We start from the raw sequence: 13,427 nt of genomic DNA, 5'->3' as shown, positions 1-13,427 counted from the left end.
AAAATGGAGTAAAGTGGGGAACTAAGCCGAAGTTTCATACGGCGAGCGACCTTGGGGAAGGGGTACACATGTTTCTTGGTACCCATGAACCACGTCTTGATGAAAAAGGCCGACTCATTCTTCCCGCGAAATTTCGAGAAGAGTTGGCTTCTGGTTTAGTCATTACTAAAGGTCAAGAGCGTTGTCTCTATGTTTTTCCGTCGAGTGAATTTGAAGTTATAACACAGACGTTGAAACAAGCACCGGTCACAGCTAAAGCAGCTCGCGATTACAGCCGAGTGATGTTTGCCGGCGCGCACGATGAGATTCCAGATCGACAAGGTCGCATAACAATTCCGCAAAATCTTCGTACATATGCCGGACTTGAAAAGGATTGCGTAGTCATTGGTGCAAACACACGTGTTGAAATTTGGGATTCAACATCGTGGAATGAGTATTTAGCAGATCGCGAAAAGAGCTTTGCAGATGTTTCTGAGGAGGTCTTTCCAGGTTTGTTCTAACGAACTCTCATTTGTGGCCACCGCCGACCTTTCGAACGTATCGGCGCCCCTTCCCCGGCGCCGCTACTAAATAGATCCGTCGGCCGGCGGTGACCAGAGATGAGAGTTGAAAACAGAGAATGTAAGTAGATATTAAATATCAAGTAAAGGGGGAGTAATGATTGATAAAAACGCACACATATCTGTAATGCGAGATAGATGCATTGAACTCCTCGAGCCTGCAATTAAGGCAACAGAGCATCCAGTAATTGTTGATGCGACATTAGGCCTTGGAGGACACACAGAAGCCTTGCTAGAAAAGTTTCCAACACTAACTGTTATTGGTATCGATCGCGATCAAGATGCATTGGCTAGAGCAACTCAGAGTTTGGCGGCATACTCTGATCGTCTACTTACTTTTCATACCAGTTTTGATGCAATTGGCAGTGTTGTAGAATCATTTGGCTATACACACATTGCTGGTGCACTTTTTGATCTTGGTGTTTCATCCATGCAGCTTGATGAAACAAATCGTGGCTTTTCATACTCACATGATGCTCCACTTGATATGCGGATGGATCAGAGCCAAAGTCTAACTGCCGCCGAAATCATCAATACGTATGAACCAGGTCAATTAGTTCGAATTTTGCGTTCTTACGGTGAAGAGAAATATGCCACTCGCGTTGTTGAATCGATTGTAAAGGCACGTGCAAAAGAACCTCTTAATTCAACTGCCCAGCTTGCTACATTGGTCAAGAATGCTATACCTGCTGCCACTCGTCGTACCGGTGGCAATCCAGCCAAGCGAACATTTCAAGCCCTTCGCATAGAAACGAACGATGAGCTTGGTGCGATAACTCGAGCTCTGCCAGAAGCACTTAAATTGCTACGCGTTGGAGGACGACTTGTGGTTATGTCCTTTCAATCTCTTGAAGATCGAATTGTAAAAGATCTTTTTATTGGCTCGACAACATCTGGAACACCTCGCGAACTTCCATTCGAGTTACCTGAATTAGCAGCTAAGTTTTCGCTTGTCTTTCGCGGAAGCGAAACATCTGATGTCCAAGAACTCGAGGGAAATTCACGTTCGGCATCAGTTCGTCTGCGCGCTATTGAAAGAGTGGCCGCATAATGGCATTGACGGCAACGGCAGTTACTCGTTCACGGGAAAGGTTTGCACAAAAGTCGACGAAGGTAGCCTTAAAGCTTGTTCCAGATATTTCTCCCGATGCACAGGCAAAAAGAAAATACTTTGCAATTTTTGTTTCTGCTATAGGGGCCACTGGCTTACTTCTACTCCTTACTGTAAATACTCTTTTGGCACAAGATGCTTTTGCACTAACGCACCTTAAACTGGAAGTAAAGATGGTCAGTGATCAGCGCGAGGCGATTGCACGTCAAATAGATGCTCAATCATCCCCAGAAGCACTTGCCCGTTCCGCTGTCGCACTTGGAATGAAACCTTCCGAATCTCCAGTATTTTTAAACTTAGATGCAGAAAGTATTGAATCGCAGAGTGCGAGCAATGGGTAATTTTGCCCTTGCGCACGGCCGCATTCGACTCTTAGTGCTGGTAATTACTGTCTTTATGCTCTTGTTTGGAGCTCGCCTCGTCCAAGTCCAAGCCTTACAGGCGGGGGACTATCGATTGCGCGCAGTTAATGAAATGGAAAATACTCGTTCGCTTCTTGCCCCTCGCGGTGAAATAACCGATGTACATGGAGTTGCTTTTGCGAGAAGCGTTGCAGCCACAAGCATTGTTGTCGATCAAACACAGATCACAAATCCTTCACGTGTAGCAAGTTTTGTTGCACCAATTTTAGGTTTAACGGTTGCAGAAGTTGAATCAAGCATTACCGGTGAGCGTAAATGGAGCATGGTCTTTCAAAATGCTAAACCTGCAACTTGGCAGAAATTGAGCTCAGAGATAGCAAATTATAATGAAAAATTTCCGGCGATGAGTCCTCAGCGCATCATAGGTTTTTTCCCAGAAAGTAGCTATATTCGCGAATATCCCTCAGGTTCACTCATAGCATCTCTTGTTGGCTTTGTTAATCGCAGTGGAGTGGGAGCAACTGGCCTTGAATCCAGTATGAACTCCATAATTTCAGGAGTTGACGGCAAATACTCCTATGCCAATGGGTATGGGGCTGAAATTCCGGGATCCCAGTCTGAAATAATTCCAGCGCAAGCAGGAACGTCGGTGCGTTTGACTATTGACCGTGATATTCAGTGGGTAGCTTCCAAGGCAATCTCTGATGCCGTTAAATCATCAAGAGCCATAAGTGGAACCGTCATTGTTCTGGATCCTGCAACAGGTGAAATTTTAGCTCATGCTACAGCTCCGACCTTTAATCCAAATCACACATCTAAAGTCTCCCTCGTTGCGATGCGAAATCCTTCCGTGCAAGATGTTTACGAACCTGGCTCAACAGGAAAAGTTATGACAGTTGCCGCGGCCTTAGAGGAGAAAAAAATAACTCCCGAAACAGTATTTACGATTCCTTACACTCTGAAGCGTTCTAATAGAGTTTTTCATGATCATGAAAAACATCCCACTCAACGTCTGACTTCTTCGGGTGTTTTAGCGGTTTCAAGCAATACAGGCACAATCCAGATCGGAGAACTCCTACCTAACCAAGTACTTTTTAATTATCTTTCGAAGTTCGGCGTTGGTGTGAAAACTGGTTCGGGGCTTCCGGGTGAATCACGAGGAATTCTGCCTGAAGTAGCTGATTGGTCAGGAACAACTGCTCCTACGGTTGCATTTGGCCAGGGATACTCATTAACGTCGATGCAGGCCACCAGTATTTTTGCGACGATTGCAAATAACGGTGTACGAGTCTCTCCAACTGTAATTGCTGGTACGAGTGATTCAAGTGGAAACTACACTCCTGCGCAAGGTCGCACGAGTGAGCGAGTTATTAGTATTGAAACCGCAAAGGCGATGCGAATAATGATGGAGAGTGTAGTTTCATCTGCGGGAACCGCGCCTAGTGCGGCGATAAATGGCTATCGAGTCGCTGGAAAAACCGGAACTGCAATGCGCATCGATGACACGTGTGGGTGTTATCGCGGCTACACCGCATCATTTATTGGCTTTGCACCTGCAGATAAACCTGCCTACGTAATCAGCGTAACGATTCAAGATCCTAAGGGAATGCATTGGGGCGGCGCGCTTGGTGGTCCAGTTTTCAAAAAGGTTATGTCTTTTGTTTTACAGAGTCGACACATTGCACCAACTGGTACAACTGTGATTCCGGTGGCACTCACGGAAAGAGATTTAGTGGCAAAGAAGGTGACACATGCAAAGACCTCTAAATAATTCCAACAAAAATCTTGCTTCAATCCTCTCCTTAGTTGGCGCAACATCAACTTTGAATCAAGGAGAATTATCCGCGGTTGAAATAACGGGAGTATCACAAGCTAGTAGCAGTATTGTTGCAGGCGACATCTTTGTAGCGTTGCCTGGTGAAAAATATCACGGCGCCGACTTTGCAATCGATGCAATTGCCAAAGGTGCTGTGGCAGTTCTTAGCGATGCTGTAGGGGCATCAAAGATTAGTGGAGTGCCAGTTTTAATTAGTTCAAATCCGCGTCGATCAGCAGGGGTCTTAAGTGCTTGGTTCTATGGCGAACCCATGCGAGATTTATATAGCATTGGAGTTACTGGTACGAACGGTAAAACTACAGTAACGACTTTACTGCACCAGATTATGCAAGCAGTAGGACGAGAAAGCGGGCTCATTGGTACGGTAGAGGTTCGGATAGGTAGCGAGGCGCTATTGAGTAAAAGAACGACACCAGAGAGTTCAGAGTTACAGGCGCTCTGTGCGCTTATGCGAGAACGTCATATGCACAATATCATCATGGAAGTTTCAAGTCACGCAATAAGTTTGGAGAGAGTTCGAGGAAGTCACTTCGCTGTAGTTGGATTCACAAATCTTTCTCAAGACCACTTAGATTTTCATAAATCAATGGAGAGTTATTTTAAAGTCAAGGCCGAACTCTTCACCTTCGAGTTTGCTGACCTTGCTGTCATTAATATTGACGACCAATACGGTGCGAGACTGGCAGATTTAACTCAACTTCCCGTAATAACGCTTTCTCGTTCTAATTCAAAGGCGAGTTGGCATTACACATCAATTACTCGTGACTATGTTGGTGCCTCAGTTTCAATTAGGGGAAGCGGCGGAATTCTCATCGAAGGCAAAACTTGCCTTTACGGCGGATTCAATTATGACAATCTGCTTATGGCTGTAGCTATTGCTGTTGAAAGTGGAGTCGATCCGATTGACGTGGCTGCAATAATTCCGATACTAACTGGAGCAAAAGGCCGACTAGAGGCAGTTCGTCTAGGACAAAAATTCACTGCGCTGGTTGATTACGCACACTCTCCCGATGCTGTTGCACGTGTTCTAGAAACCGCCCATGATATTTCAGATGGAAATGTCATCGCGGTTTTGGGCTGTGGTGGAGATAGGGATAGATCAAAGCGGTCCTTAATGGGAATGGCACTTCGAAATGGTGCGGATGTAGCAATTTTCACTAGCGATAACCCACGAAGTGAAGATCCTGAGGTTATTCTGGAACAAATGACAGAAAACATTGAGATTTTAGCGCCAAATCAAGTAATCAGTGATCGCACATTAGCGATTAAAACCGCCGTCAATCACGCCAAAACTGGTGATGTTGTGATTATCTTAGGCAAAGGCCATGAAATGGGGCAGGAGATAAATGGAGTTATTCATGCCTTTGATGATCGCATCGAATTAGCCCGAGCGATTGAGGATAAGAGATGATTACTTTAACTGCCGGCGAGATTGCTCTACTTGTTGGTGGAGAACTTCATTGCGATTCTAACTTACTAATATCAAAAGCGCCTGTGTTTGATTCGAGATTGGCGACACCAGGTAGTTTTTTTCTTGCATTAAAAGGTGAAAATATCGATGGCCATGAATTCGTTGCAGAGGCGTATCGTCTTGGATCAGTATTTTCACTTACTACTCGCTTAATCGATGGCCCTTGCATAATAGTTAAAGATGTAATATTGGCAACTGCTGTACTTGCCGCCTTTATACGTACTCGATTGAGCAACTTATCGGTTATCGCAGTTACGGGCTCGCAAGGTAAAACTAGTACGAAGGATTTATTAGCTCATATGCTGGCTGCGGTTGGTCCAACTGTTGCTCCATTCAGTTCATTTAACAATAATTTAGGATTGCCTATAACACTTCTCGAGTGTGACGAGCGAACCCGTTTCTGTATTTTGGAGATGGGGGCGCGCCATAAAGGAGATATTACGCGATTATGTGAAATTGCTAGGCCAGATATAGGAGTTGTATTGGTTGTAGGAACTGCTCACTTTAGTGAGTTCGGTTCACAGTTGGCAATCGCAGAAACTAAGAGTGAGCTTGTTCAAGCTTTGGGCAAAAAAGGAATCGCAGTTTTAGGATGTTATGATGAATTTACTCCAGCGATGGCTTCACTACACGATGGCGTTGTCATTACCTTTGGAGAGAGAAGTGACGTCGATGTTCGTGCGGCAGATGTAGAAATTCGCGAAGGTAGACCGCACTTTGATCTTGTGACTAAGGCAGGTCGTGATGCAGTAGGAATGCGGTTAATCGGTGCCCACCAAGTTTCAAACGCCTTGGCTGCCGCTGCCGTAGGCACTGCACTCTCACTCCCTCTAGAAATTATTGCGAGTTCTCTATCGACAGCAGAAGTACATAGCAAGTGGAGAATGGAGTTGGTTGAGTTAGATGAGTTACTTCTAATCAATGACGCTTACAATGCCAACCCAGCATCAATGGAGGCAGCGCTCCGATCTCTGGCTTTTTTTGCCCAAGAACGTGGGGGTCAATCCTGGGGATTTTTAGGAAAAATGCATGAGCTCGGCGAGTCAGGAGAGATTGCGAGCAGAGACATTGGCACTCTTGCATCTGAGATTGGTATTGACCATTTAGTAATTGTGAATGCCCCTGAGTATGGAACTGGAGTCGGTCCTATGCAATTCCACCATGTAGCAAATATTGCCGAGGCCACTAATTTCGTTAATTATTTTGCGCCGGGAGACATAGTTTTAGTAAAAGCTTCACGCGCTGAACATTTTGAGCTTCTCGCCCAAGAAATACGTGAGCTCTGGATGCTAAAAGTGAGTAGCCACAAGTGAGACAAATCCTAATTGCCGCCGCAGTTGCGCTTTTGTTTTCACTTTTTGGTACTCGAGGGTTAATAAAGATTCTTGCAATACGCGGTTACGGGCAGATAATTCGTGATGATGGACCAAGTAGTCACCATATAAAACGCGGCACCCCTACTATGGGAGGCATAATCCTCATTGCTGCCGCTCTTGTTGGATATTTAACGGCGCACCTTCTAACACAAAACTCGCTCACAATTTCTGCGGTACTAGTCTTAGGCTTAGTAATTGCATTGGGAGTGCTCGGCTTTATTGATGATTGGCTTAAAGTCTCTCGACAAAAATCTTTAGGTTTAACGGCTAAACAAAAACTCTTCGGACAGGCATCAATAGCTGCCATTTTCGGTGGACTTGGAATTAATTTTGCGGACACATCGTCTCTTACGCCAATTTCATACTACCTCTCTGGCGTGCGTGAAACCTCTTTATATCTTGGTCCAATAATTGCAGTCGCTTGGGTAGTTATAATGGTGATGTCAGCGAGCAATGGTGTAAATCTTGCAGATGGTTTAGATGGTCTTGCAACTGGTGCAGCTGTAATGACATTTTTAGCCTTTATTTTGATAGGTGTGTGGGAGTTTGGACAGGGTTGCGCAATAAATGTCGGAACAGGGTGTTATCAAGTTCGAGATCCACTGGATTTAGCAGTATTAGCCGCTGCATTTGCAGGTTCTTGCACTGGTTTCCTATGGTGGAATGCATCTCCTGCAAGGATTTTTATGGGCGATACCGGTTCACTTGCTCTCGGCGGGGCATTGGCTGGACTAGCTGCAACGCTGCGCGTAGAACTTCTACTGATTCCACTCGGTGGACTTTTTGTAATAATTACGATGTCTGTGGTTATTCAACGCCTTTATTTCAAAATTAGTGGCGGAAAACGTGTATTTAAGATGGCTCCTTTGCAACATCACTTTGAACTCTTAGGATGGGGTGAAGTCACAATCGTAATTAGATTTTGGATAATTGCTGGACTATTCGTTGCATTAGGTCTAGGACTCTTCTATGCCCAGTGGGTAGCAAAGTAGATACGATGTTGCTTAACTTAGGGTCAAAGAGAGTTTTAGTTCTTGGAGCCGGAGTTACAGGCAATGCAGTTGCAAAAACTTTGATTGCATATGGAGCACTCGTCGATTTAGTTGATGAGAATTCAAATGTACACAGTGTTTTTTCGGTTATGAATCCGAAGAGCGTTAAGCTATCTGATTATTCAGCGGTGGTTATTTCACCGGGTTGGCAACGCGATCACCCGATAATTCTTGAAGCTATTGCAACCGGGATTGAAATTCACAATGAAATTGATATCGCATGGAGGATTGCTCAGGAGATTTGTCCAAACCAAAAATGGTTGGCGTTGACTGGTACCAATGGAAAGACCACAACGGTCGAAATGACCGCTGCGATGCTCCAGCGCGCAGGTCTAAACGCCATTGCATGCGGTAACGTAGGCAATACGGTCATTGAAGCCGTGACACATAGCGACGCATTTGATTACTTAATTATTGAATTATCATCTTTTCAACTGCATTGGATAAAAGAGGCGAGGTTTGTTTGTGCGGCTATCTTAAATATTGCTGAGGACCATTTAGACTGGCATGGTAGTTTTGAGGAATATTGTGATGCAAAGTTTTCAATTCTAGATCGTGCAGAACAGGCAATTCTAAATGGCGAAGATTCAGAGATTGTACTTCGTGCCAACAGCTTTCATGGTCCTAAGAGTTTCTTCTCATTAGGTACGCCAGCACCAGGTGAACTTGGTGTGGTGGAAGATTTACTAATTGATCGTGCATTTGTGAATGATCCGCAAGAAGCCTCAATGATTGCCGCATTAAAGGAGATTCAACCGACTTTGCCGCATAGTGTATTGAATGCACTAGCCGCTGCAGCTTTGGCTCGAAGTGTGCACGTTTCATATGCAGATATTCAGAGTGCGCTTATTGATTTTCATCCTGGCCGGCACCGCATAGAATCAATTTTAATTTCAGATGGAGTTTCATGGATAGATGATTCAAAAGCGACTAATCCGCATGCCGCCTCGGCCTCAATTATGTCGCACCTTTCTGTGGTGTGGATAGCTGGTGGATTAGCAAAGGGCGCTGACATGGAGTGGCTGGTCGAGCGGACAAAGGATCGGATCAAAGCAGTAATTTTGATAGGTCAAGATCAGAAGTTGATTGAGTCGGCTTTATTGAAAATTGCGCCGGCGATACCCATAGTAAGAATTGATATAGACCACACAAAGGGTGAATTATCCAATTCACTAATGGAGAGCGTTGTAAAGGCTGCGCAAAAATTTGCTGCATCTGGGGATACGGTTTTATTGGCACCGGCTTGTGCATCCATGGATCAATTTATTTCGTACGCTGATAGAGGAGATCGATTCGCTACAGCGGTAAGAAAACTGGTTTCCAATGAAGCATAAAGCGAATGAAAATGTTTTTACTAAACCAATCAATCTGTACTACATGTTAATAGGCAGCACCTTAGCCTTGAGCATATTAGGTGTGATTATGGTTTTTTCAGCGTCTTCTATTCACTCACTAGATGCCAAGGGTTCGACATATGCAATCGTCATTCGTCAAATATTTTTTCTTCTAGTCTCAATACCGATGGCATGGGTATTATCGCGATTACCTTTATCACGCTGGAGATTGATAGCACGTTTCGGTGCGATCACTTCTGTATTACTGTTAATAGCGGTTCAAGTTGTTGGTAAAAGTGTCAACGGAAATCACAATTGGATTAGTCTAGGTTTCGTAGATGTTCAGCCGAGTGAGATCGCTAAATTTCTCATGATACTGTGGGCAGGTTTCATTTTATCTAAGCGCGAAAATTCCGGAAGAGTGCAAACAAATGTAATAACGTTAATTGCACCAATCTTCGCCTTGTGCATTATTTTAATTTTGCTAGGAAACGACCTTGGAACCGCCTGCGTTTTTGCCTTTATTTTGGCGGGATTGCTATGGGTTTCAGGGGTTCGCTTGGGTATTTTTGCCGGTCTCATTAGTTTTGGTTTTGCAGGCGTAGCGGCACTAATAGTAAGTGCGCCTTATCGCATGCAGCGTTTTGCAGTTTTGCTCAACCCCTTTGCAGAAGAGCAGTACAAGAACTCAGGATGGCAACCAGCCCATAGCATCTTGGGACTTGCCAGCGGCGGTCTATTTGGCGTAGGGCTCGGAGCAAGTCGGCAGAAGTGGGGAAATTTAGCTGAAGCCCATACCGATTTCATTTTTTCAGTAATTGGAGAGGAGTTAGGTTTATTTGGAACTTTAACCACTCTTGCATTGCTTGCAATTCTACTTTTTTCAATTTTCAGGATTGCACTGAGGGCAAAGGACTCTATGGTTCGATATGTAAGCTCTGGAATCGGATGCTGGATAGCAATACAAGTTATTCTTAATATCGGTTCAACATTAAGTGTTCTTCCAGTGGTTGGAGTTACGTTGCCATTTGTTTCTTACGGCGGTTCAGCACTTGTTGCAACGTATATGGGAATTGGTTTTGTGATTGGAGCGGCACGACGAGATCCTGAAATAATTGATAGTTTAAGAAAGAGTGAACATAGATGGCTACTGTAGTTCTAGCAGGAGGTGGCACTGCAGGTCATATCGAACCAGCTCTGGCAGTTGCACGTGCCTGGAAATTGGCGCACCCTGATGATGTAATGGTTTTTGTCGGAACAAAAGCTGGTCTTGAAAATAAGCTCGTTCCTTCAGCGGGATTTACTTTGGCTCACATTCCTAAAGTCCAAATTTCTCGCCGACCCTCACTTTCATGGTTTCGAATCCCTTTTGACTTAATCCGTGCTGTTGCAACTTCCCGAATAGTCTTGAAAGATGCTCAACTTTTGATTGGATTTGGTGGGTATGTCAGTGCGCCAGCTTATTTGGCTGCGCGACTAGTAAAAATACCTATTCTTATCCATGAGGCAAATGCCAGACCGGGATGGGCTAATCGTTTAGGGGCGAAGTTGACTCCATTTTTAGCCGTTGCCAACCAAGTTGAAAAGGGAGAGTTTGCTAATGCGCTCATCACTGGACTGCCGCTTCGCTCCGATGTTTCGGAGGCTTTTGTGGCTTCTCGCCTTGACTTTTCAGCGGCACGACTTGCCGCTAAGCGCCGGTTGGGTTTTGACGAAGATAAACCTCTAGTTTTTATAATGGGAGGATCTCAGGGCTCAATAGCGATAAATAAGGTTGTTGAAGAAAGCCTCCCTCAACTTTTAGCGAAGGGAATTTCAATTTTGCACTCAACTGGGAAATTGAATACTTTGCCGAAAGAAGTAGATGGTTATAGACCAGTTACCTATGTTGATGCAATGGGTGATGCTTATCTGGCTAGCGATCTGGTTATCTCGCGCAGTGGCGCAGTCACGTGTAGTGAGTTTAGAGCCCTCGGACGTTACGCTCTTTTTGTGCCACTGCCAATTGGTAATGGAGAACAGTTTTACAATGCTCGCTCTCTCATAGAAGAATCACGCGCTGAGGTAGTAGAACAATCAAATTTCAACGCTCAATATCTACTTGCACACATAGATATTCTCCTTGAAAGTGCAGCAAATTCGCGAATTGATGGTTCGGATGCAGATCTTGACGCAGCGGAAAAAATTGTGGCGTTCGGTGAATTTGCGGTATCACATCAATGAGACCAACATTGCAATCTCTCATTGGAAAACGACTCCATTTTATTGGAATTGGCGGCGCGGGCATGAGTGGCTTAGCTCGAATCGCTCTATCACACTCTATTCATGTTAGTGGCTCTGATTCTACAGAATCCTCTGTTGTAAAAGCTTTGGTGGCACTCGGCGCAAAAATTTCAATCTCGCACTCGGCAGTCAATGTCGAAGGTGCAGACTTAGTCGTCTACTCGAGTGCGATTTCACCTAGCAATCCAGAACTCATCCATTCCAAGGAGTTAGGCATTCAAACCTTGCCTCGCGCCGCAGCACTAGCAGTATTAATGTCTGAATCAATTAGCGTTGCAGTTGCCGGGACGCACGGGAAAACAACAACTTCTTCGATGCTGGCCGTTGCCTTGCAAGCTTGTGGAGCCGATCCATCTTTTGCAATAGGCGGAACAATCACAGCATCTGGATCAAATGCACACCGTGGAACCGGGAAAATATTTGTTGCTGAGGCCGATGAGTCAGATGGCTCGTTTATTGAATACCATCCATTTGCTGCGATCGTTACAAACGTCGAGCATGATCACGTGGATTTTTTTCAAACACCAGAAGCTGTAGAAAAAGCATTTGAACTTTTCGCCGCAACTATAAAAACTGGTGGATTCTTGACCTACTGCGCTGATGACTTTGGTGCGAGGGCACTGGCAGAAAAGTTGGAGATGCTTACTTGTATCTCATATGGCACAGGCGAAGACTGCGACTTGCGTCTTGACACGATTGAACTGTTAGCTCTTCGCTCTAGTGCACGAGCAATTTGGCATGGAAAAAGTATTGGAACGATTAATTTGCAAGTTCCCGGACATCATAATCTGCTCAATGCCGCCGCCGCCCTTGCTACAGGCTTGCAACTTGGATTTAACGCACCCGATTTATTGCAGGGTTTATATGTATTCCATGGAACAGGTAGACGTTTTGAGGTTAAGGGTACTGTGCACGGAGTTCGAGTTATCGATGATTATGGACATCATCCAACGGAGATTGATGCGACCCTTAAAGCAGCACGCCGATTTGCCGATGGCGGACGTTTAATAGTCATATTCCAGCCTCACCGATTTACTCGTACAGTCGCATTTGCCCAGCGGTTTGCGGACTCACTTTCTAAGGCGGATCGGATAATAGTTTTAGAAATCTATGCAGCTAGCGAGAAACCCATTATGGGAGTTTCATCACAATTGATTACCGAATTAATGGAAAACGGTGAATACATACCAAATTTTGTCGAAGTTACCGATAGTGTCATCGACTCAGCACAACCTGGCGATGTCATTGTTACCTTAGGCGCAGGAGATGTTAGTTCTCTTGGTCCCATTATTGTCGATGGACTGATTCGACGCTTTGGATAAATGAAGCGACATCGTTTAGGCATTGCAATCGTAATTCTTGTATTTGTTGCGACCGCTTATGTATTAGGTTGGTCAACGTTTTTCACTGTGAGTTCTGTAGAAATTACTGGTACTAAAACCTTAATTACCACTGACATCAAAGTAGGAGAAAGGTTAGCTCGCGTAGAACCAAGATCTATCGTTGCCGAACTTGAAAGAATTAAGTGGATCAGAAGTGTGGAAGTTTCAAGAAATTGGATTACTGGGAAAGTGAGCATTGCCATAGTTGAGAGAACACCTATTGCAATATTTAATGAGCAAGTCATCGATGAAGAAGGCGTGAGTTTCCTCCCAATCAATCAAAGCATTCAGGGACTTCCACATATTCAGGCAATGGATATCGATGCAGCCATTACTGCCGCAAATTTCTTTAATTCATTGCCAAAAGATTTTGCCGATGCAATTACAACAATCAAAGTTGCGACGGGGGATTCATACTCAATCGAAATGAGTCAAGGTGAGAAATCCATTGAACTTTTGTGGGGACAGGATGGCGAAAACTCTTTAAAAATAAGGGTTTATAAAGCTCTGATAGCAAGACCCGAAAATTTTGAGATTCAACGAATCGATCTCTCAGCCCCTCATGCACCTATAGTGAAATAGAAATTCGACACGATAAAAATATATTGAGTCGGTATTTGCTTAAGGCGCGCTGGCACTTTACGTTCACCCTATATAAA

The 13,427-nt window shown here is 44.5% G+C and carries 12 protein-coding genes; all 12 read left to right on the top strand.

Features of this window, described 5'->3' with window-relative positions:
- Positions 1-68: 68 nt before the first annotated feature.
- Positions 69-500, top strand: a complete 432-nt coding sequence (gene mraZ / locus Q8K48_03525; GenBank protein ID MDP1851468.1) for a division/cell wall cluster transcriptional repressor MraZ — start codon at positions 69-71, stop codon at positions 498-500.
- A 157-nt stretch (positions 501-657) separates the two neighbouring features.
- A complete protein-coding gene (rsmH, locus tag Q8K48_03520; GenBank protein ID MDP1851467.1) occupies positions 658-1,611 on the top strand; it encodes a 16S rRNA (cytosine(1402)-N(4))-methyltransferase RsmH in 954 nt (317 codons plus the stop codon).
- Positions 1,611-2,012, top strand: a complete 402-nt coding sequence (locus tag Q8K48_03515; protein MDP1851466.1) for a hypothetical protein — start codon at positions 1,611-1,613, stop codon at positions 2,010-2,012. The genes rsmH and Q8K48_03515 overlap by 1 nt, the downstream gene beginning before the upstream one ends.
- The gene (locus Q8K48_03510; GenBank protein ID MDP1851465.1) at positions 2,005-3,804 is read left to right on the top strand and encodes a penicillin-binding protein 2; all 1,800 of its coding nucleotides are present in this window, start codon (positions 2,005-2,007) and stop codon (positions 3,802-3,804) included. The genes Q8K48_03515 and Q8K48_03510 overlap by 8 nt, the downstream gene beginning before the upstream one ends.
- Positions 3,785-5,281, top strand: a complete 1,497-nt coding sequence (locus tag Q8K48_03505; protein ID MDP1851464.1) for a UDP-N-acetylmuramoyl-L-alanyl-D-glutamate--2,6-diaminopimelate ligase — start codon at positions 3,785-3,787, stop codon at positions 5,279-5,281. Before Q8K48_03510 ends, Q8K48_03505 begins: the two co-directional genes overlap by 20 nt.
- Positions 5,278-6,654 carry a UDP-N-acetylmuramoyl-tripeptide--D-alanyl-D-alanine ligase gene (gene murF / locus Q8K48_03500; protein MDP1851463.1) on the top strand — a complete coding sequence of 459 codons (1,377 nt, stop codon included), beginning with the start codon at positions 5,278-5,280 and terminating at the stop codon, positions 6,652-6,654. Before Q8K48_03505 ends, murF begins: the two co-directional genes overlap by 4 nt.
- On the top strand, positions 6,651-7,709 hold the full coding sequence (gene mraY, locus Q8K48_03495) for a phospho-N-acetylmuramoyl-pentapeptide-transferase (GenBank protein MDP1851462.1): 1,059 nt from the start codon (positions 6,651-6,653) through the stop codon (positions 7,707-7,709). The genes murF and mraY overlap by 4 nt, the downstream gene beginning before the upstream one ends.
- Complete coding sequence (gene murD, locus Q8K48_03490; GenBank protein MDP1851461.1) at positions 7,694-9,103, top strand: UDP-N-acetylmuramoyl-L-alanine--D-glutamate ligase; 1,410 nt, start codon at positions 7,694-7,696, stop codon at positions 9,101-9,103. Before mraY ends, murD begins: the two co-directional genes overlap by 16 nt.
- Complete coding sequence (ftsW, locus tag Q8K48_03485; GenBank protein MDP1851460.1) at positions 9,093-10,259, top strand: putative lipid II flippase FtsW; 1,167 nt, start codon at positions 9,093-9,095, stop codon at positions 10,257-10,259. The genes murD and ftsW overlap by 11 nt, the downstream gene beginning before the upstream one ends.
- Positions 10,247-11,326 carry a UDP-N-acetylglucosamine--N-acetylmuramyl-(pentapeptide) pyrophosphoryl-undecaprenol N-acetylglucosamine transferase gene (locus Q8K48_03480; protein ID MDP1851459.1) on the top strand — a complete coding sequence of 360 codons (1,080 nt, stop codon included), beginning with the start codon at positions 10,247-10,249 and terminating at the stop codon, positions 11,324-11,326. Before ftsW ends, Q8K48_03480 begins: the two co-directional genes overlap by 13 nt.
- Entirely contained in the window at positions 11,323-12,708 is a 1,386-nt protein-coding gene (gene murC / locus Q8K48_03475) for a UDP-N-acetylmuramate--L-alanine ligase (GenBank protein ID MDP1851458.1), read from the top strand. Before Q8K48_03480 ends, murC begins: the two co-directional genes overlap by 4 nt.
- Positions 12,709-13,350: an FtsQ-type POTRA domain-containing protein gene (locus tag Q8K48_03470; GenBank protein MDP1851457.1), complete on the top strand. Its 642-nt coding sequence runs from the start codon at positions 12,709-12,711 to the stop codon at positions 13,348-13,350.
- Positions 13,351-13,427: the final 77 nt, after the last annotated feature.

Source organism: Candidatus Planktophila sp., from assembly GCA_030681675.1.
In the GTDB taxonomy this organism is placed as follows: Bacteria; Actinomycetota; Actinomycetes; order Nanopelagicales; family Nanopelagicaceae; genus Planktophila.
This window is presented reverse-complemented; position numbering and strand designations above follow the sequence as displayed.